Here is a 21,236-nt window from a genome sequence, read left to right as displayed (position 1 = left end):
TCTTACTTCTCCTCGGTGGTACGGGCGTGGCTGACGGCGGGTTCGTTGCCGCCCAGGAGCAGATAGAGGACGGCCATCCGGATGGACACGCCGTTGGCGACCTGCTCGACGACGGTGCAGCGGTCGGAGTCGGCGACCTCGGCGGTGATCTCCATGCCGCGGACCATCGGGCCGGGGTGCATCACGATGGCGTGCTCCGGCATCTTCGCCATGCGGTCGCCGTCGAGTCCGTAGCGCCGCGAGTACTCGCGCTCGGTCGGGAAGAACGCGGCGTTCATCCGCTCGCGCTGCACGCGCAGCATCATCACCGCGTCGGACTTGGGCAGGGTGCTGTCGAGGTCGTACGACACCTCGCAGGGCCAGTGCCCGACCCCGACCGGCACCAGGGTGGGCGGGGCGACCAGGGTGACCTCGGCGCCGAGGGTGTGCAGCAGGTCGACGTTGGAGCGGGCGACCCGGCTGTGCAGGACGTCGCCGACGATGGTGATGCGCTTGCCGGAGAGGTCCTGGCCGATGCCGGCGTCCCGGCCGACCAGGCGGCGGCGCATGGTGAAGGCGTCGAGCAGCGCCTGGGTGGGGTGCTGGTGGGTGCCGTCGCCGGCGTTGACCACGGCCGCGTCGATCCAGCCGGAGTTGGCGAGGCGGTAGGGGGCTCCGGAGGCGCCGTGCCGGATGACCACGGCGTCGACGCCCATGGCCTCCAGCGTCTGGGCGGTGTCCTTCAGCGACTCGCCCTTGGACACGCTGGAGCCCTTGGCGGAGAAGTTGATGACGTCCGCGGAGAGGCGCTTCTCCGCGGCCTCGAAGGAGATACGCGTGCGCGTGGAGTCCTCGAAGAAGAGGTTGACGATCGTGCGGCCGCGCAGGGTCGGCAGTTTCTTGATGGGCCGGTCGGCGACCCGGGCCATCTCCTCGGCGGTGTCGAGGATCAGGACGGCGTCGTCGCGGGTGAGGTCGGCGGCCGAGATGAGATGACGCTGCATCTGTCAGGCTCCGTAAGGAAGTTCAGTTCGGGAGATTCCGGGCAAGGCTGAGCGTGCGTACGCCTGGGACGTACGCCTGCCGCTTGCTACTGGGTCTGCTTCACACCGAGCAGCACGGTGTCGCGACCGTCCTCCTCGGCGAGCTGGACCTTGACCGTCTCCCGCAGCGACGTGGGGAGGTTCTTGCCGACGTAGTCGGCGCGGATGGGCAGTTCGCGGTGGCCGCGGTCGACCAGGACCGCGAGCTGGACCGCGCGGGGGCGCCCGATGTCGTTCAGGGCGTCGAGGGCTGCGCGGATGGTGCGGCCGGAGAAGAGCACGTCGTCGACGAGGACGACGAGCTTGCCGTCGAGGCCGTCACCGGGGATCTCGGTGCGGGCCAGCGCACGCGGCGGGTGCATGCGCAGGTCGTCGCGGTACATGGTGATGTCGAGGGAGCCGACCGGGATCTTGCGGTCGGTGATCTGCTCGAGCTTGGCGGCGAGCCGCTGGGCGAGGAAGACGCCGCGGGTCGGAATGCCGAGAAGCACCACGTCGTCGGCGCCCTTGGCGCGCTCGACGATCTCGTGGGCGATGCGGGTCAGGACCCGCGCGATGTCGGGGCCTTCGAGAACGGGCCGCGCATCGGACGCTTGGGTGTCCATACGGAACGGACCTCCTTCTCCGCCTCACGGGACGGACCTTAAAGGACGTCGGGTTTGCGCCATCCACCGTAGCAGCCCCTGGGAGGGCCCCGATCACCCCCTTGGCGTAGCCGGCCGTCGATAGCACGGAAGAGTCGGTGTGGACCATTCGGCTTGACGCAGAAGAATCACGCTGCGTAACCTCACAATGAGTTACCAGCCGCGCGGCCTGGACCAAAGCCAGTCGCGTCGACCCAGTGCCGGGGAGCTATATGTCCAGCGAATACGCCAAACAGCTCGGGGCCAAGCTCCGGGCGATCCGCACCCAGCAGGGCCTTTCCCTCCACGGTGTCGAGGAGAAGTCCCAGGGACGCTGGAAGGCGGTCGTGGTCGGTTCGTACGAGCGCGGCGATCGCGCCGTGACCGTGCAGCGCCTTGCCGAGCTGGCGGACTTCTACGGCGTACCCGTGCAGGAGCTGCTGCCCGGCACCACCCCGGGCGGGGCCGCCGAGCCGCCGCCGAAGCTGGTCCTGGACCTGGAGCGGCTGGCCCACGTGCCGGTCGAGAAGGCGGGCCCCCTGCAGCGCTACGCGGCGACGATCCAGTCCCAGCGCGGCGACTACAACGGCAAGGTGCTCTCGATCCGCCAGGACGACCTGCGCACGCTCGCCGTCATCTACGACCAGTCGCCCTCGGTCCTCACCGAGCAGCTGATCAGCTGGGGCGTCCTGGACGCCGACGCGCGCCGCGCCGTCTCCCACGAGGAGAGCTGAGCCGCTCGGCGGCACAGCAGAAACGTACCGTCGGGGTGGCCGGAACCATGTGGTTCCGGCCACCCCGGCTTTTTTGTCCGCCGACGCCGGAGGGCCCACAGCGTGCGCTGTGGGCCCTCCGGCGGGCTCCGCGCCCCTCAGGGGCACGGGGAACTGCGCGACGAGCCACAGAGGGCCCGCAGGCGACGTACGGCCCACGGTCCTTCGGCTCTCCCGACGGCTAGTCGCGGCGCAGGGACGGCTTGAGGTCCTTCAGCCGGGCGAGCAGCCCGTTGACGAACGACGGGGAGTCGTCCGTGGAGAACTCCTTCGCCAGCTGCACCATCTCGTCGATGACGACGGCGTCCGGGGTCTCGTCGACCCAGATCAGCTCGTAGGCGCCGAGCCGCAGGATGTTGCGGTCGACGACCGGCATCCGGTCGAGCGTCCAGCCCACGGAGTACTGGGAGATCAGCTCGTCGATGCGCCGCGCGTGCCCGGCGTAGCCCTCGACCAGCTGCATCGTGTACTCGCTCACCGGCGGCTGCCGGGTGTCGGCCCGGGAGAGCCGCACCCAGTCCGCGAGGACCGTCAGGACGTCGGCTCCGCGCTGGTCGCCCTCGAAGAGGATCTGGAAGGCACGCTTGCGGGCCGTGTTGCGGGCAGCCACGGTTAGCTGTTCACCCGGCCGAGGTAGTCGCTGGTACGGGTGTCGACCTTGATCTTCTCACCGGTGGTGATGAAGAGCGGGACCTGGATCTGGTGGCCGGTCTCCAGCGTGGCGGGCTTGGTGCCACCCGTGGAGCGGTCGCCCTGCAGGCCGGGCTCGGTCTCGGCGACGGTCAGCTCGACGGCGGCCGGGAGCTCGACGAAGAGCACCTCGCCCTCGTGCTGCGCGACGACGGCCGTGAAGCCCTCGATCAGGAAGTTCGCGGCGTCGCCCACGGCCTTCGGGTCGATGTGCAGCTGGTCGTACGTCTCCATGTCCATGAAGACGAAGTACTCGCCGTCCTTGTACGAGTACTGCATGTCGCGCTTGTCGACAGTGGCCGTCTCGACCTTGACGCCGGCGTTGAAGGTCTTGTCGACCACCTTGCCGGACAGCACGTTCTTGAGCTTGGTGCGCACGAAGGCCGGGCCCTTGCCGGGCTTGACGTGCTGGAACTCGACGACGGACCACAGCTGGCCGCCATCGAGCTTGAGCACCATGCCGTTCTTGAGGTCGTTCGTGGAAGCCACGGTTGCGGAATCTCCTGGACTGACGTGGACGACCCCGGGGGCAAGCGCCTACAGCGCGAGCAGCTCCTTGGTCGTGATGGTGAGTAGCTCGGGTCCGCCGTCCGCCTCGGGGCGCACGACGAGCGTGTCATCGATCCGGACACCGCCCCGGCCCGGGAGGTGAACCCCCGGTTCGACGGTGACCGGCACGCAAGCGTCCAGTTTACCCATGGCCGCGGGAGCCAACTGCGGGTCCTCGTCGATTTCCAGTCCGACCCCGTGCCCCGTCAGTGCCGGCAGGCCCTGCGCGTACCCGGCGGAGTCCAGGATCTGGCGTGCCGCACGGTCCACGTCACGGTAGGCGGCGCCCGGTGCCAGCGACTCGCGCCCGGCTCGCTGGGCTGCGAACACGAGGTCGTACAGCTCGATCTGCCAGTCGGCGGGGGACGTACCGATGACGAAGGTGCGACCGATCTCGCAGCGGTAGCCGCGGTAGGTCGCGCCAAGGCAGACGGAGAGGAAGTCGCCCTCCTCGACCCGCCGGTCGGTGGGGCGGTGTCCGCGGCGGCCGGAGTTCGGGCCGGTGGCGACGGAGGTGGGGAAGGCGGGGCCGTCCGCGCCGTGGTCGACGAGCCGCCGTTCCAGTTCGAGGGCGAGGTGACGCTCGGTGCGGCCGACGAGGATGGACTCCAGCAGCTCTCCCAGGGCCTGGTCGGCGATCTCGGCGCCCACGCGGAGACAGGAGATCTCCTCCTCGTCCTTGACGACGCGGAGTTGTTCCACCGCACCGCCGAGGTCGGTGAGGCGCAGCCGGGGCGCCACGGAGCGCAGGGCCCGGTGGCGGGCCACCGTGAGGTGGTGTTCCTCCACCGCGAGGGAGTCTCCGCCCTGGGCCGCGAGGAGCCCGGCCGCCGCGACCGCCGGGTCGCCCCCGGCATGGGGCAGGGTGTGCACCCGGAGATTGTCGTCCGGCCGGCCTCCCTCGGCGGGGCGGTCGTCGGGGCCCGCGCAGACGAGGAGGTCCTCGTGTCTGCCCAGGAGCAGGACGGCGCCCTGCGGGGCCGCTCCCGCGAGGTACCTCACGTTGGCCGGTCGGGAGATCAGCGCCGCCGCGCTGCCGCTGGAGCCACAGCGGTCCCTCAGGCGTGCTCGGCGGGTCCCGTACACCTCTGACATGAGTCGAGCGTAGGAGCGGGCGCCGGTTTGTGCCGGTCGAGGGGGGCCGAGTGGGGTGGTTCGCCCGGGGCGGGGCGGTGCGGGCCGGGCGCGGGCGGTTCCCCGCGCCCCTGAGAACCCGCGGTCGCGTCGGTCACCACTTCGGGGGGCTGGCGATCGCCCTCGCCAGGACGTCGTCCAGGACCCTCGCCGTCGTCGGGACGTCCATCTGGGAGTTGTCGATGATCGGCAGCCCCGAGCCGTACCAGCCGGCCATGCGGCCGTGGATGCGGGCGACCTCCTCGTCGGTGAGACGGCGGTTGCCTGAGCGTTCCGCGTTGCGCTCCAGGACGACTTCGAGGCCCGGGAGCAGGACGACCGGGAGGAGGCCGGGCCCCACGTGGCGTTTCCAGCCGCCGAGGCCGACGACCGGGCGGTCGGGGAAGATCGCGTCGTCCAGGATGCAGGAGATGCCGTTGGCCAGGAAGTTGCGGGCGGCGAAGCCGCAGGTGCGGCGGGCCAGGCGGTACTGCGCCTCGGAGTGGTCGTTCCAGCCGCGCTGAGGGTCGGCGAAGCCCGAGCGGACCCATTCGCGCACGTCGTCGAGGCTGACGTGGGCGGTGGGCACCCTGCGGTGGTCGGCCCAGAACTTGGCGACGCTGGTCTTTCCGGCGCCCGCGGGGCCGATGAGCAGCACGGCGACGGTGGTGCTCGCGAGGTCCGGGGCGGTCACGGCCGGCGGGGCGCTGGGCATCGCCACGGGACCGCCGGGCGGCAGCGGGACGTGACCGGTGACCTCGGTGCCCGGCGGGGCGGGGACGTGCTGCGGGGCCGGGGGCGGCGGCACGGGTGGGACGGGGGGCTGCGGCGCGGGGGGGACCGGCCCGGAGGGGGCGCCGAGATAGCCCGGCGGGTGCTGGGGGGTGCTGCCCGGCTGGTGCGGGGCCGGGTGTTGTGCGGCCGGCGACCAGCCGGCGGCCGGACCGTGCCCCGGCTGGTGGGGCGGCGGCAGCGGAGAACCCACTGCGTGCTGCATCCGGTGCCACTCCGTCTCGTACAGGCCATGGGCGCTGGTGGTCGGGGTGTGATCCCCTTCTTTCCTCCCGACAGCCTAAAGGGCGCGGGAAGTGCTCCCGACGGAACGCTACCGCCCCCGGCCGTCCTTTGGTGAACGGCCGGGGGCGGTCTTAAGTGCCCGGTGGGGAAAGCGAATCGGGCGGAAGGGAACCCGGTGGACTTACCGGTCCTTCACGTGGTCCTACTGGCCCACCTCGCCGTACGCGGCGAGCAGGACCGCCGGGTCGGGACCCTCCAGGACGGTCGGCTTGGCCAGTCCGTCCAGGACGATGAAGCGCAGCAGGTCGCCCCGCGACTTCTTGTCGACCTTCATGGTCTCCAGCAGCTTGGGCCACTGGTCGTAGCGGTAGTGCAGCGGCAGTCCGACGGATTCGAGGACCGTGCGGTGGCGGTCTGCCGTCGCGTCGTCCAACCGGCCCGCGAGGCGGCCCAGTTCGGCGGCGAAGTGCATGCCCACGGACACGGCGGCGCCGTGCCGCCACTTGTAGCGCTCGTTCTTCTCGATGGCGTGCGCGAGGGTGTGGCCGTAGTTGAGGATCTCCCGCAGCCCCGACTCCTTCAGGTCCGACGAGACCACGTCCGCCTTGACCTTGATGGAGCGTTCGATCAGCTCGGCGGTGTGCGGGCCCGCCGGGGTGCGGGCGGCCTCGGGGTCGGACTCGATGAGGTCGAGGATCGCCGGGTCGGCGATGAAGCCGGCCTTGATGATCTCCGCGAGTCCCGAGACGTAGTCGTTGACCGGGAGCGAGTCCAGCGCGGCCAGGTCGCACAGGACACCGGCCGGGGGGTGGAAGGCACCGACGAGGTTCTTGCCCTCGGCGGTGTTGATGCCGGTCTTGCCGCCCACGGCCGCGTCCACCATGGCGAGCACGGTCGTCGGTACGGCGATCCAGCGCACCCCGCGCAGCCAGGTCGCGGCGACGAACCCGGCGAGGTCGGTGGTCGCACCGCCGCCGACGCCCACCACGACGTCGGTGCGGGTGAACCCGGACTGGCCGAGCGCCTTCCAGCAGTACGCGGCGACCTCGGCGGTCTTGGCCTCCTCCGCGTTGGGCACCTGGATGGCGACGGCGTCGTAGCCCTGCCCGGCGAGGTCGGCGCGGAGGGCGTCGCCGGTCTCGGCGAGGGCCTCGGGGTGGATCACGGCGACGCGCTTGGCCCTGGTGCCGATCAGCCCGGCGAGTTCGCCGAGGAGCTGACGGCCGACCAGGACCTCGTACGGCTCGGAGCCCGCGCTGCCGCCGACCCGGATCCGGGTCACAGACTCACTGCTCATGCTTCCTTCAACTCCAGGGCGTCCAGGGCGGCTTGGGTGACCTCTTCGGGCGTGCGGCCGTCCGTCGTCACCACGGCGGTGGCGACCGCCTCGTACAGGCTGCGGCGGGCCTCCATCAGCTCGCGCCACTGCTTGCGCGGGTTGACCGCGAGCAGCGGGCGGGCCGCGTTGAGGCCGGTGCGCTTGACGGCCTCGTCGACGTCCATCGACAGGTAGACCACCCGCTGGTCCGCCAGCAGGGCGCGGCTGTCCGCGTCCAGGATCGAGCCGCCGCCGAGTGCCAGGACGCCCTCGTGCTCGGCGAGCGCCCGGCGCACGGCCCGCTTCTCGATCGCGCGGAAGGTCTCCTCGCCCTCGTCGACGAAGATCTCCGCGATGCTGCGGCCCTGCTCGGCGACGATGTCGTCGTCGGTGTCCCGGTAGCCGACGCCGAGCCGCCCGGCCAGCAGCTGTCCGACGGTGGACTTGCCGACGCCCATCGGACCGACCAGGACGACCAGGGGCCCGCTCATCGGATGTGGAGGTTGTCGAGGTACGACCGGACGTTGCGGCGGGTCTCGGTGACGCTGTCGCCGCCGAACTTCTCGGCGACCGCGTCGGCCAGGACCAGCGCGACCATCGCCTCGGCGACGATGCCGGCCGCCGGCACCGCGCACACGTCGGAGCGCTGGTGGTGCGCCTGGGCGGCCTCGCCCGTGGTGACGTCCACGGTCTGCAGGGCCCTCGGCACGGTCGCGATCGGCTTCATCGCGGCGCGTACGCGCAGCAGTTCACCGGTGGTCAGACCGCCTTCGGTGCCGCCGGAACGGCCGGTGGAGCGCCTGATGCCGTCGGGCGTGGTGACGATCTCGTCGTGCGCCTTGGAACCCGGCACGCGCGCGAGGTCGAAGCCGTCGCCGACCTCGACGCCCTTGATCGCCTGGATGCCCATGAGGGCGGCGGCGAGCCGGGCGTCCAGCCGGCGGTCCCAGTGCACGTGCGAGCCGAGGCCGACGGGGACGTCGTAGGCCAGCACCTCGACGACTCCGCCGAGAGTGTCGCCGTCCTTGTGGGCCTGGTCGATCTCGGCGACCATCGCCTTCGAGGCGTCCGCGTCCAGGCAGCGCACCGGGTCGGAGTCCAGCTTCTCGACGTCGGCGGGGGTCGGGTAGACGCCGTAGGGCGCCTTCGCGGCGGCCAGCTCGACGACGTGCGAGACGATCTCGATGCCGGCCGTCTCCTTCAGGTACGACCGGGCGACCGCGCCGAGGGCGACGCGGGCGGCGGTCTCCCGGGCGGAGGCGCGCTCCAGGATCGGCCGGGCCTCGTCGAAGCCGTACTTCTGCATGCCGGCCAGGTCGGCGTGGCCGGGCCGGGGCCGGGTCAGCGGGGCGTTGCGGGCGAGGCCGGCGAGGATCTCCGGGTCGACCGGGTCGGCCGCCATGACCTGCTCCCACTTGGGCCACTCGGTGTTGCCCACCATGACCGCCACCGGGGAGCCGAGCGTGAGTCCGTGCCGGACGCCGCCGAGGAAGGTGACCTCGTCGCGCTCGAACTTCATCCGCGCGCCGCGTCCATAGCCGAGCCGCCGCCGCGCGAGATGGTCGGCCACCATCTCGGTGGTGATCGGCACGCCGGCGGGAAGGCCCTCCAGCGTCGCGACAAGTGCGGGACCGTGGGACTCCCCAGCGGTCAGCCAACGCAGCCTGCTCAACGATGCTCCTCAGTGCTCGCGCCCTGGTACTGCCCTACGCGCGTCCTCGCGTACGTCGTCGGCGTGACCGGGTGCGCGGCTCCGGCCAGCCACCTCGATCCTCCCACGTCCGCGGGCCTGATCGGCGGTCCGGTCCATTAGACGGACGAACGGAGGCGGCTCACCGCGCGTTATCGGTCCGGTGCCGTGGGTCCGTCCGGGAGGCGAGCGCGTGTTCGCCCGCCTTGCGCATGGCCTGCAGCGGGGCCGGGGCCAGGCCGGTCATCTGCTCCACCTGCAGGACGGCCTGGTGGACGAGCAGGTCGAGCCCGCTGACGACGGCGCCTCCGAACATGGACCAGCGGGCGGCCAGCTCGGTCGGCCAGGGCTCGTAGAGCACGTCGAAGAGGGTGGCGGGCCGCTCCGGCACCGAGGCGGCCAGGGCGTCCGTCGTGCCGGCCGGGGTGGTCGCGACGACCAGCGGGAAGCGCAGGGCGCCGGCCGCCTCGGTCCAGTCGGCGATCCGGACCTCGACGTCGAGGCGCTCGCCCCACTGCCGCATCTCGGCGGCGCGGGCCGCACTGCGGACGTAGGCCACGATCTCGCCTGTGCAGACCCTGCTCAGGGCGGCGAGCGCGGAGGACGCGGTGGCGCCGGCGCCGAGGATCGCGGCCGAGTCGACCTGTTCGACGCCGTGCTCGCGCAGGGCGGCGACCATGCCGGGGATGTCGGTGTTGTCGCCGACCCGGCGGCCGTCCTCGGTGAACACCAGCGTGTTGACCGCGTCCACGGAGGCCGCCGTCTCGCTGATCTCGTCGAGCAGCGGGATGACCGCGCGCTTGAGCGGCATGGTCAGCGACAGTCCGGCCCACTCCGGGCCGAGCTGCTCGACGAAGCCGGGCAGGGCCTCCTCGTCGACCTCGAAGCGGTCGTACGTCCAGCCGCCGAGCCCGAGCGCCTCGTACGCGGCGCGGTGCAGCACCGGGGAGAGGGAGTGGGCGATGGGGCTGCCGAGCACGGCGGCCCGGCGGGCGTCAGTTGCCCGTGCTCTCATTGAACTTGTCCTTGAGCCTCTGGAATTCTTCGTGCGTCTTGGCGAACTCGGTCTTGCTCACACCGTCGGTCGCCACGAAGTAGTACCAGCCGTCGTCGGTCGGGTTCAGCGTCGCCTTGAGCGCGACTTCGCCCGGGTTCCCGATCGGACCGGGCGGCAGACCCTTGTTGGTGTAGGTGTTGTACGGGTCCTTGTTGCTGTTGATCTCGGACTCGCTGATCTCGATCTTGCTCTCGCCCCTCAGGTAGTTGAAGGTCGAGTCGAACTGCAGGAATCCGTAGGTCTCGGGGTTCGCGCGGTCGAGGCGGTTGTAGATCACCTCGGCCATCTTGCGGTAGTCGTCCTCGGTCTTGCCCTCGGCCTGGACGAGGCTCGCCACGGTGACGACCTGCAGCGGGTCGTCCAGCTTGAACGCCTTGGCCTTGGCCTCCAGGTCGTACGAGGCGTAGGTCTTCGCGGCCTTGGCGACCATCCCCTTCAGGACCGACTCGGGCTTCATTCCCTTGGCCGCGGGGTAGGTGCCCGGGAAGAGGAAGCCCTCCAGCGGGTCCTTGATGTCGCTGTTGTTGTTCGCCCAGCTGGGCAGTCCGAGGGTCTTGTACTCCTTCTCGGCGACCTTCTTGGTGGCCCCGGCGGGAAGGCCGAGTTTCTCGTCGATGACCTCGTAGACCCGCACGTTGCGCTGGCCGGGCGTGACCATCACATTGGCCTGGCTGTCCCCGTCGAGCATCATCTCCACGGCGGCTTTCGCGGACATCTCCTTCTTCAGGATGTACGCGCCGGCCTGGATCTTGTCCCCGTCGGGGTTGTTCGTGGCCGCGGAGACGAAGGCGTCGACGCTCTTGACCACACCGGCGTCCTTCAGCAGCCGGCCGATGGCCGCACCGCCCGCGCCCTCGGGAATCTGGACGCTCACCGCCTGGCTCGTGCCGTTGCCCGAGTAGTCCGGGGCCGCGCCGTAACGATTCTTGTAGAAGTCGTAGCCGAAATAGCCGACGCCGCCGATACCGCCGGCGAACACCAGTACGACGACCAGGCAGGCGCAGCCGTTGCGGCTCTTCTTCTTGCCCTTGGCCGTCTTGGCGCCCTTGCCGCCGCGGCCCCGCCGTCCCGCGCCGTCCGGCTCGTCGTCGTCCTCGTCGTCGTCACCGCCGCCCGCGAAGAAGGCGTGCTCGCCCTGGTCGGGCCCGGGGTCCCAGTCGGTCTTCTCCTCGGCCTCCGGCTCGGCCCGCCGCCGGGCCGGCGGTTCGGGGGGCGGATACGCGTCGGGGGTGCCGTACAGGTCGGGCTGCTCGGCGCCGTACGCGGCGGCCTGCTGGCCGTACGGATCACCGGGATCGGCGGCGTACGGAACGTGGGCGTGGGTGCCGGTGCCGTCCCAGCCGCCCTCCTGGTACCCCTCGTGATAGGTCTGCTGTCCCTGGGGGACGTACTGCTGCGGGTACTGCTGGGGGTCGTAGGGCTGCTGCGGGTACTGCTGCTGACCGTACTGCTGCTGGTCGTACTGCTGCGCCTGTCCGTCGGCCCAGTCGCCGTATCCCGGCTGCTGCGGCTGCTGCGGGTAGTGGTGGTGCTGCGGCTGGCCGCCGTAGGCAGGCTGTTGGCCCATGTGAGCCTGCTGCCCGTCCCATCCGCCGTCCCCGTACAACGGGTCCTCCGGATGCCACGGTTCGGAGCCTGGGCCCCGGCCATACTCAGTCATCGATCCCCTAGAGCCGCGAGGCGGCGATCACGCGGCCTTCGCCGGGCCCGTCACCGTTCCGCCTCTCTCTGTGCGGTGGCTGTTCGAACACCGCCGCATCGACGCGGAACGTTACCGTATCGCGATCAGATGACCACTTCGACGCCCTCGCCCGGTGCTTTACCTGACACTCGTTCGGATTCCAGGGCCTGTTGAAGGATGATCACAGCGGCCGCCTGGTCGATCACCGACCGGCCCTTCTTGGACTTCACGCCCGAGGCACGCAGTCCCTGACTGGCCGTCACGGTCGTCATCCGCTCGTCCACGAGGCGTACGGACACGGGCGCGATGCTCTTCGCGAGCTCCTGCGCGAAGCCGCGGACCTTGACCGCGGCCGGGCCCTCGCCCCCCTTGAGGGAGCGAGGGAGACCGACGACGACCTCGATCGGCTCGTACTCCTCGACCAGCTGCTTCAGCCTGCGGTGAGCTGCCGGGAGGTCGCGTCCGGGGACCGTCTCCACCGGGGTGGCGAGGATCCCGTCGGGGTCGCACGAGGCGACCCCGATCCGGGCGTCCCCGACGTCGATCGCGAGTCGACGGCCCCTTCTCATCGGCCCACTCACTTGGCCGTTTCCGCCACGAGCCGCTCGACGGCCTGGACGGCCTCGCCCACGGCGGCCGGGTTCTGGCCACCGCCCTGGGCGACGTCCGGCTTGCCGCCACCGCCGCCGCCGAGGGTCTTGGCCGCCGTGCGCACCAGGTCGCCGGCCTTCAGACCGCGCTCACGGGCGGCCTCGTTGGTGGCGATCACCGTCAGCGGCTTGCCGTTGTTGACCGTGAACAGGGCGACCACGGCGGCCCGGCCGCCCTGGATGCGGCCGCGCACGTCGAGGACCAGCTTGCGCAGGTCGTCGGGGGTCGTGCCGTCCGGAACCTGCCCCGTCACCACGGCGATGCCGCGGATGTCCCCGGCGGACTCGGCGAGACCGGCGGCGGCCTGCAGCACCTTCTCGGCGCGGAACTTCTCGATCTCCTTCTCGGCGTCCTTCAGCTTGCCGAGCATGGCGGAGACCTTCTCCGGGAGCTCCTCCGGGCGGCCCTTGATGAGCTCCTGGAGCTGGGCGACGACCGTGTGCTCACGGGCGAGGAAGTGGTAGGCGTCGACGCCGACGAGGGCCTCGATACGGCGCACACCCGAGCCGATCGACGACTCGCCGAGCAGCTTCACCAGCCCCAGCTGGGCGGTGTTGTGCACGTGCGTGCCACCGCACAGCTCCTTGGAGAAGTCGCCGATGGTGACCACGCGGACGCGCTCGCCGTACTTCTCGCCGAACTCGGCGATGGCGCCCTGCTTCTTGGCCTCGTCGATGCCCATGACGTCGGCGCGCACGTCGAGGTCGCGGGCGAGCACCTCGTTGATCTTCTGCTCGACGTCGGTCATGACGGCCGTGGGCACGGCGGACGGGGAGCCGAAGTCGAAGCGGAAGCGGCCGGGCTGGTTCTCCGAACCGGCCTGGGCGGCCGTGGGGCCGAGGGCGTCGCGCAGGGCCTGGTGGGTGAGGTGGGTGGCCGAGTGGGCGCGGGCGATGGCCTTGCGGCGCCGGGAGTCGATCGTGGCGTGGACGAGGTCGCCGACGGTCACCTCGCCGACCTGGACGACGCCCTTGTGGACGTAGACGCCCGGGACCGGCTTCTGGGTGTCGCGGACCTCGACGACGGCGCCGGAGCCCACCTTGAGCCGGCCGGTGTCGCCGATCTGGCCGCCGCCCTCGGCGTAGAACGGGGTGCGGTCGAGCACGATCTCGACCTCGTCGCCCTCGGTGGCGGCCGGGGAGGAGACGCCGTCGACGAGGATGCCGACGACCGTGGACTCGCCCTCGGTGTCGGAGTAGCCGATGAACTCGGTCTCGCCGGCCTTGTCGGCGATCTCCCGGTAGGCGCCGGCGCCGGCGTGACCGGTCTTCTTCGCCTGGGCGTCGGCCTTGGCGCGCTCCCGCTGCTCCTTCATCAGGCGGCGGAAGCCCTCCTCGTCCACGGAGAGGCCCTGCTCGGCGGCCATCTCCAGGGTGAGGTCGATCGGGAAGCCCCAGGTGTCGTGGAGCAGGAAGGCCTTGTCGCCGGGCAGGACGGCGGAGCCGGCGGCCTTGGTCTCGCTCACGGCGCCGTCCAGCACGTTCGTACCGGCGTTGAGCGTCTTGAGGAAGCGGGCCTCCTCGGCGAGGGCGACGTTCTCGATGCGCTCGCGGTCGGTGACCAGCTCCGGGTACTGCTGCCCCATCATCCCGATGACGGTGTCGATGAGGTCCTTGACGACCGGGCCGGTGGCGCCCAGCAGGCGCATGTTGCGGATGGCGCGCCGCATGATGCGGCGCAGCACGTAACCGCGGCCCTCGTTGCCGGGAGTCACGCCGTCGCCGATGAGCATCACGGAGGTGCGCATGTGGTCGGTGACCACGCGCAGCGAGACGTCCGAGTCGTGGGCGTCGCCGTAGGCCACGCCGGTCAGTTCGGTGGCCTTCTTGATGACGGCCATCGAGGTGTCGATCTCGTACATGTTCTGCACGCCCTGCAGAATCATGGCGAGGCGCTCCAGGCCGAGGCCCGTGTCGATGTTCTTGCTCGGGAGCTCGCCGAGGATCTCGAAGTTGTCCTTGCCGATGCCCTCGCCCCGCTCGTACTGCATGAAGACGAGGTTCCAGATCTCCACGTACCGCTCGTCGTTGACGGCGGGGCCGCCCTCGACGCCGAACTCGGGGCCGCGGTCGTAGTTGATCTCGGAGCAGGGGCCGCAGGGGCCGGGGACGCCCATGGACCAGTAGTTGTCCTTCATGCCGAGGCGCTGGATGCGCTCCTTCGGCACACCGACGACCTCGTGCCAGATGCGCTCGGCCTCGTCGTCGTCCTTGTAGACGGTGATCCACAGGCGCTCCGGCTCCAGGCCGTAACCCCCCTTGTCCTGGGGCGTGGTGAGCAGCTCCCAGGCGTACTTGATGGCGCCTTCCTTGAAGTAGTCGCCGAAGGAGAAGTTGCCGCACATCTGGAAGAACGTGCCGTGGCGGGTGGTCTTGCCGACCTCTTCGATGTCGGGCGTGCGCACGCACTTCTGCACGCTGGTGGCGCGCTGGAAGGGCGGCTTGACCTCACCCAGGAAGTAGGGCTTGAAGGGCACCATGCCGGCGGGGACGAGGAGCAGAGTCGGGTCGTCCGCGATGAGCGACGCCGAAGGGACGACGGTGTGCCCGCGCTCCTCGAAGAAGCTCAGCCAGCGGCGGCGAATCTCGGCCGACTCCATCAGTGGTCCTCATTCCGGTTGTACGAGTACGTCGTGTTCTCGATGTACTTCGGGTTGCTGCTGTTCTCGAGGGCGGCGAACCGCCGGGGCGCGGGAAGCTCGGGGTCTGCGTGGATGCCGAGGGCGTCCTCCAGCTCGGCCTCCCGCTGGGCCATGTTCTCGCGGACGTCGAGCGCGAAGCCCACCGCGCGGTCCTTCAGGCGCGCTCCCGTCTCGAGCGCCTTGTTGGCCGCGGTCGCGGCGAGGCTCTCGGGGGTCAGCTGCCTCAGCTTGCGGTTGACCTTGGTGGTGGCCCACACACCGGCGGCGACGCCTGTGGTGAACCAGAACGTACGGCGGAACATGGCTGGCTCTCAGTCCCTCTTTCCACGGGCGTTCCGCTTCTCGCGCCGGGAGACCGTACGGCCCACGATCACGGTACGCCGGGGCTTGCTGGCGGGTACGTCGTCCTTGCGGCCGCCGAGGGCCCGGCGTACGCCGTACCCGAACGCGGCGACCTTGACCAGGGGGCCGCCGAAGGTGGAGGCGACGGTCGTCGAGAGCGCGGAGGCGTTCGACGTGACCTCCTGGACGTCGGAGGCGATCGCGTCGACCCGGTCGATCTGGGTCTGCGCCGAGCGCACCGCGGCGGAGGCGTCGGCCAGCAGCGGGACGGCCTGGTCGGTCACGTCCGCGACCAGCTTGGTGGTCGCCCTGAGCGTCTGGGCCAGCCTCGCCAGCGCGACGGCGAGGAAGGAGACCAGGATCGCCCAGAAGACGGCCACCAGGATCCCGGCCACCTCACCACCGGACACTGCGCACCCGCTCCCTGCTGTTTCAGGACCGCTGTCCCCAGGACGCGGTCTTGAGAACGCTGTCTGTGAACGCCTCTCTCTGGAGGCGAGCCTATCGCGCCCACGCGGCCGGTCCGTACCGGATTAGGGGTGCGCGAAGGCCCGCCGCCCCGCCCGCCCCGAGGGGCGGGAGGACGACGGGCCCGGGCGCGGAAGTGCTACGGCCGCCGGGAGATCAGCGGGCGTAGTACTCGACGACGAGCTGCTCGTCGCAGATCACCGGGATCTCCTTGCGGTTCGGCTCACGGTCCAGGCGGAACGCCAGGGCCTTGAGGTTCACCTGGAGGTAGCGCGGGGTCTCACCCTCGGGGGCGAAGCCGCCCTCACGGGCGATGGAGAAGAGGGTCTTCTCGCGGCTGCGCTCACGGACCATCACGACGTCGTCGGGACGGACACGGAACGACGGCTTGTCGACCTTCTGGCCGTTGACCTCGATGTGGCCGTGCACGACCATCTGGCGGGCCTGGTAGATGGTGCGGGCGATGCCCGAACGCAGGACCAGCGCGTCGAGACGGCGCTCGAGCTCGATGATCAGGGCCTCACCGGTCTTGCCCTGGACCTTGGAGGCACGCTCGTAGGCGCGGACGAGCTGGCGCTCGGACACGTCGTACTGCGCGCGCAGGCGCTGCTTCTCCAGCAGACGGACCTTGTAGTCCGAGTTCTGCTTGCGGCCACGGCCGTGCTCACCCGGCGGGTAGGGGCGGGCCTCGAAGTACTTGACGGCCTTCGGGGTCAGCGCGATGCCGAGGGCACGCGACTTCTTGACCTTGGGGCGGGACTGGTTCGCCACTTGTCTCTCATTTCCTGGTTTTCGGCTTGTCAGAGTTGAGGGAGGTCGCATCCGCAGCCGGGGAAACCCGCCGGGTCCTCATGGGACCTGCCGGGCAGCCGCTCCCCTGGTCTGGGCACATACGTGCAGCACGCGAGTGGCCCACCGACCGTCCCGGAACTGCGGGTGGTGGTGGGCTGCCCGCGACACCGTTCGACGGTGCGCGACGCTCCTGGAGCCGGTCCGGGGACCCGCTCCGGCTGACTGTCCCGTTCTGACTGCACGGGACCCAGCACTCCGAGCGAGTTTACAGGGTGCTCAGGACCGCTTTCGACCCAGGTGCTTCCTGGTCCACTCCACGGCGTCCGCGTAGCGCGCCTCGGCGCCGTGCCGCGTCGGGGTGTAGTACTCCCGGTCCTTGATCGCGTCCGGCGCGTACTGCTGGGTGGCGATGCCCTCCGGCAGGTCGTGCGGGTACACGTACCCCTGGGCGTGTCCCAGCTTGGCGGCGCCCTTGTAGTGCCCGTCGCGCAGATGGGGCGGCACGGGTCCGGCCAGGCCCTTGCGTACGTCGTCCAGGGCGGCGCCGATCGCGGTCGTCGCGGAGTTGGACTTGGGGGCCAGGGCGAGGGCGATGGTGGCGTGGCTGAGGGTGAGCGCGGCCTCGGGGAAGCCGATCATCGCGACGGCCTGGGCGGCGGCGACCGCGATGGTCAGGGCGCCCGGGTCGGCGAGGCCGACGTCCTCGCTGGCCGAGATCATCAGGCGGCGGGCGATGAAACGGGGGTCCTCGCCGGCCTCGATCATGCGGGCCAGGTAGTGCAGGGCGGCGTCGACGTCGGAGCCCCTGATCGACTTGATCAGGGCGCTGGCGACGTCGTAGTGCTGGTCGCCGTCACGGTCGTACTTCACCGCCGCCCGGTCGACGGTCTGCTCCAGGGTCTGGAGGCTGATCTCGCTCTCGTCCTGGTCGAGGGCGGCCCCGGCGGCGGCCTCCAGGGCGGTCAGGGCGCGGCGGGCGTCGCCGCCGGCGATGCGCAGGAGGTGGGCCTCCGTGTCCTCGGGGAGGGTGACGGCGCCCTTGAGGCCGCGCTCGTCGGCCAGGGCGCGCCGGATGAGCCCGCGCAGGTCGTCGTCGGTGAGGGGCTCCAGGGTGAGGAGCAGGGAGCGGGACAGGAGCGGGGAGATCACCGAGAAGTACGGGTTCTCCGTCGTCGCCGCGATCAGGGTCACCCAGCGGTTCTCGACGGCCGGCAGGAGCGAGTCCTGCTGGGCCTTGCTGAAGCGGTGGATCTCGTCGAGGAAGAGGACGGTCTCCTTGCCGTAGCCGCCGGTGGCGCGGCGGGCGCCCTCGATGACCGCGCGGACCTCCTTGACGCCGGCGGTGATCGCGGAGAGCTCGACGAAGCGCTTGTTCGTCGCCTTCGACACGACGTACGCCAGGGTCGTCTTGCCGGTGCCGGGCGGCCCCCAGAGAATCACCGAGGAGGGCCCGGCCGGGCCCTTGGCGCCCTCGCCGACCAGGCGGCGCAGGGGGGAGCCCGGCTTCAGCAGGTGCTGCTGGCCCACGACCTCGTCGAGGGTGCGCGGGCGCATCCGGACCGCCAGCGGACTCCCGGCGGGGTCCTTCTCCTGGCGTTCTTCTGCTGCGGCGGTGAACAGGTCGGGCTCCACGCTGAAACCCTAAATCACACCGCTGACAATCCCGCCGGGCCGGGCGAGGGGGGCCGTCAGCTGGTCCAGAACTCCCACCAGCGGGTCAGGATCAGCATGCCGATGATCCCGATGTGCAGCACGGGCACGACCCAGGTGAACTCGCCGAAGAAGCTCTTCAGCCAGCGCGGGGCCGGCAGGAAGTCGTTGCGGACGTTGAAGGAGGTCACGTACCAGAACATGATGATGGTGGCGACCCAGGCCAGCGAGCACCACAGGCACAGGGCGTTGATCCGGTACAGCGACTGGAACTGCAGCCAGGTGCAGAAGGCCACGCCGAAGAGCGTGCCGAAGTTGAAGGTGAGCCAGTACCAGCGCGGGAAACGGGCGCGGGCGAGCAGGCTCATGCCGACGCAGACGACGATGCCGTAGCAGACCAGGCCGAGCATCGGGTTGGGGAACCCGAAGGCGGCGGCCTGCTTGGACTCCATGACGCTGCCGCAGGAGACCACGGGGTTCAGGCTGCAGCCGGGCGTGAAGGTCGTGCCGGCGACCTTGGCCTCGAGCAGCTTGAACTTGTCGATCGTGATGACCCACGCGGCGAGCAGTCCGGCCGCGCCGGTGATGATCAGCAGGATCGCGAACGCGCGGCTGCCGCCCACCGTCCGGGTCGCGGACGCGGTGTCGCGCTCGGGCTCGGACTCCGTGGAGACGTCTTTGACTGTCGTCTTGCTCATCACGCCGATTCCGTCGTTGAGAGGGGCCAGCTTCGGGCAGGGGCCATTGTGCCGCACCGGGCCGGGTATCCACCGTTCGGTGGACATAAGGAAGTACGCGCGGTCGTCCCCCGGCGTTCGATTCCGGCCGAGTCTCGGAGCAGGACAACGGCACCGCGACCCGGGACGCGGGCGAGGTCAGGACGCTGGGCCCGGCCCGGGAGACGGGCACACGCGCGCGTCGCGCTCGTGCGCGTGGCGCTCGCGCTTCGGAATCGTCTGGCAGGACGAATCCGCACCCGCCGGGTTGACGGACGGCCGCGGTGACGAGCGCGATGCGGTTCGGGATGACGAGCGCGATGCGGTTCGGGCTGCTCGACCGTGGTGCCGCGGCCGGGGGCGTCAGGCTCCGGTGCGGCAGGTCTGGGCCGACTCCAGCCACGGGGCCAGGCCCGCGACGAGGGTGACGAGGAGCGCGGCGAGCCACGCCCGGTACAGATGCACGGACCGGGCCCGGCGGCGCGAGACCACCCAGACGAGCCACGCGGCCGATGATCCGGCTGCCAGTGACAGCGCGATGCAGAGGGGGGCCGCGTACTCCGGCAGGGGATGCTCGGGCGGGTGGGTGCCCCCGGTGCAGAAGGTGCCGCGGGTCTGCTGGGTCACCAGCAGCAGGACGAGGAAGAGCGCGGGGACCGACGGGATCCAGGCAGCGGCGGTCAGCAGCTTGTACCAGGCCCCCTTCCAGCCCCGCAGGGCGCCTTTCAGCACCTCGCGCATCAGCAGGACCGGCACGGCCATGATCACCGACGTCAGCCACAGGGCGGCGCGGCGGTACTCCCCGCGCACCTGGGCGTTGTCGGCCCAGTAGAAGAGCAGGAAGGCCTGGCACATCGCGGTGGTGAAGAGCAGACCGGCGAGCGCGTGCGCGGGGATCCGGGCCCGGGAGGTGCCCGGAAAGGACGCGGGCCACAGGATGTGGCGGAGTCCGGTGTCCGGTCCCGGGCGGACCGCGTCCTTCCACCGCTCGACGATCACGATTTTCACAGCGCGGTCCCCCTCGTCCTTCGTCCCACGGACAGGGACGACCCTCGCGTGCCGCGGGCCGGGGCGCCTCCGTGGAAACACGGAAACCGCCACGTACCCGGGTACCGGGAGGAGAGCCGGCGGCATGACGAAGGCGCCGGGCCCTGGGACCCGGCGCCTTCGTCGCGCACTCAGCCGAGCCGCGCCTCCAGCTCCGCCACGATCTCGTTCACGCCGATCGCCGTCTGCTCGCCGGACTCCATGTCCTTGAGCTGGACGACGCCCTCGGCGAGGTCGCGCTCACCCGCGATGACCGCGTACCGCGCCCCGCTGCGGTTGGCGTTCTTCATGGCGCCCTTGAGCCCCTTGACACCGAAGGAGAAGTCGGCCGCGACACCGAGCTTGCGCAGCTCGGTGACCTTCGCGAACAGCAGCCGGCGCGCGTCCTCGCTCAGCGGCACCGCGAAGACGGACGTCGGGGACGGCAGGTCGAGTTCGACGCCCTCCGCCTCCAGGGCCAGGACCGTGCGGTCGACGCCCAGCGCCCAGCCGACGGACGGCAGCGCCGGGCCGCCGATCATCTCCGACAGACCGTCGTAGCGGCCGCCGCCGCCCACCGCGGACTGGGAGCCCAGACCGTCGTGGACGAACTCGAAGGTCGTGCGGGTGTAGTAGTCGAGGCCGCGGACCAGCTTCGGGTCGTCCTCGAAGGCCACGCCCGCCGCCCTGATCAGCTCACGGACCTCCTCGTGGTACGCCTTGCAGGCGTCGCAGAGGTAGTCCCTCAGCAGCGGCGCGTCCCCGAGCTGCTTCTGGACCGACTCGCGCTTGTCGTCCAGGACCCGCAGCGGGTTGATCTCCGCGCGGCGCAGGGTGTCCTCGTCCAGGTCCAGGCCGCGCAGGAAGTCCTGCAGGGCGGCCCGGTAGACGGGACGGCACTCCTTGTCGCCCAGGCTGTTCAGCAGGATCCGGAAGTCGCGCAGACCCAGCGAGCGGTACGCCTGGTCGGCCAGGATGATCAGCTCGGCGTCAAGCGCCGGGTCCTCCGCGCCGATCGCCTCGGCGCCGACCTGGGAGAAGTGGCGGTAACGGCCCTTCTGGGGGCGCTCGTAGCGGTAGTAGGAGCCGGAGTACCAGAGCTTGACCGGGAGGTTGCCCGCCTTGTGCAGATTGGCCTCCAGCGCGGCGCGCAGGACGGACGCGGTGCCCTCGGGACGCAGGGCGAGCCTGTCGCCGCCCTTGGTCTCGAAGGCGTACATCTCCTTGGTCACGATGTCGGTGGACTCGCCGACGCCGCGGGCGAACAGTTCCACGCTCTCGAAGCCGGGCGTCTCGACGTAGCCGTAGCCGGAGTTGCGCAGCGGCGCGGCGATCGCCTCACGGACGGCGAGGTACTTGGCGGAATCGGGCGGCAGCAGGTCGTACGTGCCCTTGGGGGCCTTGAAGGTGCTCACGG

The 21,236-nt window shown here is 70.8% G+C and carries 21 protein-coding genes; 1 reads left to right on the top strand and 20 read right to left on the bottom strand.

The window, feature by feature from the left end:
- Positions 1-2: 2 nt before the first annotated feature.
- Both ACFY2L_RS31380 and pyrR read right to left on the bottom strand, forming a co-directional pair.
- Complete coding sequence (locus ACFY2L_RS31380) at positions 3-983, bottom strand: aspartate carbamoyltransferase catalytic subunit (protein ID WP_390662343.1); 981 nt, start codon at positions 981-983, stop codon at positions 3-5.
- Between the two features lie 86 nt (positions 984-1,069).
- Positions 1,070-1,627 carry a bifunctional pyr operon transcriptional regulator/uracil phosphoribosyltransferase PyrR gene (gene pyrR / locus ACFY2L_RS31375; RefSeq protein ID WP_390662342.1) on the bottom strand — a complete coding sequence of 186 codons (558 nt, stop codon included), beginning with the start codon at positions 1,625-1,627 and terminating at the stop codon, positions 1,070-1,072.
- A gap of 251 nt (positions 1,628-1,878) precedes the next feature.
- Here pyrR and bldD point away from each other — a divergent pair, with 251 nt between their 5' ends.
- On the top strand, positions 1,879-2,379 hold the full coding sequence (gene bldD / locus ACFY2L_RS31370; RefSeq protein WP_009313753.1) for a transcriptional regulator BldD: 501 nt from the start codon (positions 1,879-1,881) through the stop codon (positions 2,377-2,379).
- 220 nt (positions 2,380-2,599) lie between these two features.
- Here the strand turns inward: bldD and nusB are convergent, their stop codons facing one another.
- From nusB to hisS, 18 genes are all read right to left on the bottom strand, one after another.
- Positions 2,600-3,028: a transcription antitermination factor NusB gene (nusB, locus tag ACFY2L_RS31365; protein WP_390660925.1), complete on the bottom strand. Its 429-nt coding sequence runs from the start codon at positions 3,026-3,028 to the stop codon at positions 2,600-2,602.
- A 2-nt stretch (positions 3,029-3,030) separates the two neighbouring features.
- Positions 3,031-3,597: an elongation factor P gene (gene efp / locus ACFY2L_RS31360; protein ID WP_390660924.1), complete on the bottom strand. Its 567-nt coding sequence runs from the start codon at positions 3,595-3,597 to the stop codon at positions 3,031-3,033.
- Between the two features lie 48 nt (positions 3,598-3,645).
- A complete protein-coding gene (locus ACFY2L_RS31355) occupies positions 3,646-4,752 on the bottom strand; it encodes an aminopeptidase P family protein (protein ID WP_390660923.1) in 1,107 nt (368 codons plus the stop codon).
- A gap of 133 nt (positions 4,753-4,885) precedes the next feature.
- Positions 4,886-5,767 (bottom strand): Pro-rich N-terminal domain-containing protein, encoded by an 882-nt coding sequence (locus ACFY2L_RS31350; RefSeq protein ID WP_390660922.1) that lies wholly within the window; start codon positions 5,765-5,767, stop codon positions 4,886-4,888.
- Positions 5,768-5,989: 222 nt separating this feature from the next.
- A complete protein-coding gene (gene aroB / locus ACFY2L_RS31345; RefSeq protein WP_390660921.1) occupies positions 5,990-7,084 on the bottom strand; it encodes a 3-dehydroquinate synthase in 1,095 nt (364 codons plus the stop codon).
- Entirely contained in the window at positions 7,081-7,596 is a 516-nt protein-coding gene (locus ACFY2L_RS31340; protein WP_390660920.1) for a shikimate kinase, read from the bottom strand. The genes aroB and ACFY2L_RS31340 overlap by 4 nt, the downstream gene beginning before the upstream one ends.
- The gene (aroC, locus tag ACFY2L_RS31335; RefSeq protein WP_390660919.1) at positions 7,593-8,777 is read right to left on the bottom strand and encodes a chorismate synthase; all 1,185 of its coding nucleotides are present in this window, start codon (positions 8,775-8,777) and stop codon (positions 7,593-7,595) included. Before aroC ends, ACFY2L_RS31340 begins: the two co-directional genes overlap by 4 nt.
- A 160-nt stretch (positions 8,778-8,937) precedes the next feature.
- The gene (locus tag ACFY2L_RS31330) at positions 8,938-9,810 is read right to left on the bottom strand and encodes a shikimate dehydrogenase (RefSeq protein WP_390824052.1); all 873 of its coding nucleotides are present in this window, start codon (positions 9,808-9,810) and stop codon (positions 8,938-8,940) included.
- Entirely contained in the window at positions 9,791-11,512 is a 1,722-nt protein-coding gene (gene mltG / locus ACFY2L_RS31325; RefSeq protein WP_390824051.1) for an endolytic transglycosylase MltG, read from the bottom strand. The genes ACFY2L_RS31330 and mltG overlap by 20 nt, the downstream gene beginning before the upstream one ends.
- Before the next feature lie 125 nt (positions 11,513-11,637).
- Positions 11,638-12,102, bottom strand: coding sequence for a Holliday junction resolvase RuvX (gene ruvX, locus ACFY2L_RS31320; RefSeq protein WP_390660916.1), 465 nt, complete (start codon positions 12,100-12,102; stop codon positions 11,638-11,640).
- A gap of 8 nt (positions 12,103-12,110) precedes the next feature.
- A complete protein-coding gene (gene alaS, locus ACFY2L_RS31315; RefSeq protein ID WP_390660915.1) occupies positions 12,111-14,783 on the bottom strand; it encodes an alanine--tRNA ligase in 2,673 nt (890 codons plus the stop codon).
- Complete coding sequence (locus tag ACFY2L_RS31310) at positions 14,783-15,127, bottom strand: hypothetical protein (RefSeq protein ID WP_390660914.1); 345 nt, start codon at positions 15,125-15,127, stop codon at positions 14,783-14,785. Before ACFY2L_RS31310 ends, alaS begins: the two co-directional genes overlap by 1 nt.
- A 9-nt stretch (positions 15,128-15,136) precedes the next feature.
- Complete coding sequence (locus ACFY2L_RS31305) at positions 15,137-15,577, bottom strand: DUF948 domain-containing protein (protein WP_390660913.1); 441 nt, start codon at positions 15,575-15,577, stop codon at positions 15,137-15,139.
- Positions 15,578-15,791: 214 nt separating this feature from the next.
- The gene (gene rpsD / locus ACFY2L_RS31300; RefSeq protein ID WP_015661793.1) at positions 15,792-16,406 is read right to left on the bottom strand and encodes a 30S ribosomal protein S4; all 615 of its coding nucleotides are present in this window, start codon (positions 16,404-16,406) and stop codon (positions 15,792-15,794) included.
- A gap of 297 nt (positions 16,407-16,703) precedes the next feature.
- Positions 16,704-18,059 (bottom strand): replication-associated recombination protein A, encoded by a 1,356-nt coding sequence (locus ACFY2L_RS31295; protein WP_390660912.1) that lies wholly within the window; start codon positions 18,057-18,059, stop codon positions 16,704-16,706.
- A 56-nt stretch (positions 18,060-18,115) separates the two neighbouring features.
- Positions 18,116-18,775 (bottom strand): vitamin K epoxide reductase family protein, encoded by a 660-nt coding sequence (locus ACFY2L_RS31290; protein ID WP_390824050.1) that lies wholly within the window; start codon positions 18,773-18,775, stop codon positions 18,116-18,118.
- 381 nt (positions 18,776-19,156) lie between these two features.
- Complete coding sequence (locus ACFY2L_RS31285) at positions 19,157-19,801, bottom strand: hypothetical protein (protein ID WP_390824049.1); 645 nt, start codon at positions 19,799-19,801, stop codon at positions 19,157-19,159.
- A 170-nt stretch (positions 19,802-19,971) separates the two neighbouring features.
- Positions 19,972-21,234, bottom strand: coding sequence for a histidine--tRNA ligase (gene hisS / locus ACFY2L_RS31280; RefSeq protein ID WP_390824048.1), 1,263 nt, complete (start codon positions 21,232-21,234; stop codon positions 19,972-19,974).
- Between the last annotated feature and the right edge of the window lie 2 nt (positions 21,235-21,236).

This window comes from Streptomyces sp. NPDC001381, assembly GCF_042895685.1.
Taxonomy (GTDB): Bacteria; Actinomycetota; Actinomycetes; order Streptomycetales; family Streptomycetaceae; genus Streptomyces.
The sequence above is the reverse complement of the archived record's forward strand: the minus strand, read 5'-3'. Positions and strand labels throughout refer to the sequence as shown.

Coding starts and splice junctions, on each gene's coding strand:
- pyrR (WP_390662342.1), bottom strand. CDS start 1,627: ATGGACACCCAAGCGTCCGATGCGCGGCCCGTTCTCGAAGGCCCCGAC.
- ACFY2L_RS31380 (WP_390662343.1), bottom strand. CDS start 983: ATGCAGCGTCATCTCATCTCGGCCGCCGACCTCACCCGCGACGACGCC.
- ACFY2L_RS31355 (WP_390660923.1), bottom strand. CDS start 4,752: ATGTCAGAGGTGTACGGGACCCGCCGAGCACGCCTGAGGGACCGCTGT.
- ACFY2L_RS31310 (WP_390660914.1), bottom strand. CDS start 15,127: ATGTTCCGCCGTACGTTCTGGTTCACCACAGGCGTCGCCGCCGGTGTG.
- aroB (WP_390660921.1), bottom strand. CDS start 7,084: ATGAGCAGTGAGTCTGTGACCCGGATCCGGGTCGGCGGCAGCGCGGGC.
- alaS (WP_390660915.1), bottom strand. CDS start 14,783: ATGGAGTCGGCCGAGATTCGCCGCCGCTGGCTGAGCTTCTTCGAGGAG.
- mltG (WP_390824051.1), bottom strand. CDS start 11,512: ATGACTGAGTATGGCCGGGGCCCAGGCTCCGAACCGTGGCATCCGGAG.
- bldD (WP_009313753.1), top strand. CDS start 1,879: ATGTCCAGCGAATACGCCAAACAGCTCGGGGCCAAGCTCCGGGCGATC.
- ACFY2L_RS31330 (WP_390824052.1), bottom strand. CDS start 9,810: ATGAGAGCACGGGCAACTGACGCCCGCCGGGCCGCCGTGCTCGGCAGC.
- ACFY2L_RS31350 (WP_390660922.1), bottom strand. CDS start 5,767: ATGCAGCACGCAGTGGGTTCTCCGCTGCCGCCGCCCCACCAGCCGGGG.
- ACFY2L_RS31290 (WP_390824050.1), bottom strand. CDS start 18,775: ATGAGCAAGACGACAGTCAAAGACGTCTCCACGGAGTCCGAGCCCGAG.
- ACFY2L_RS31340 (WP_390660920.1), bottom strand. CDS start 7,596: ATGAGCGGGCCCCTGGTCGTCCTGGTCGGTCCGATGGGCGTCGGCAAG.
- ruvX (WP_390660916.1), bottom strand. CDS start 12,102: ATGAGAAGGGGCCGTCGACTCGCGATCGACGTCGGGGACGCCCGGATC.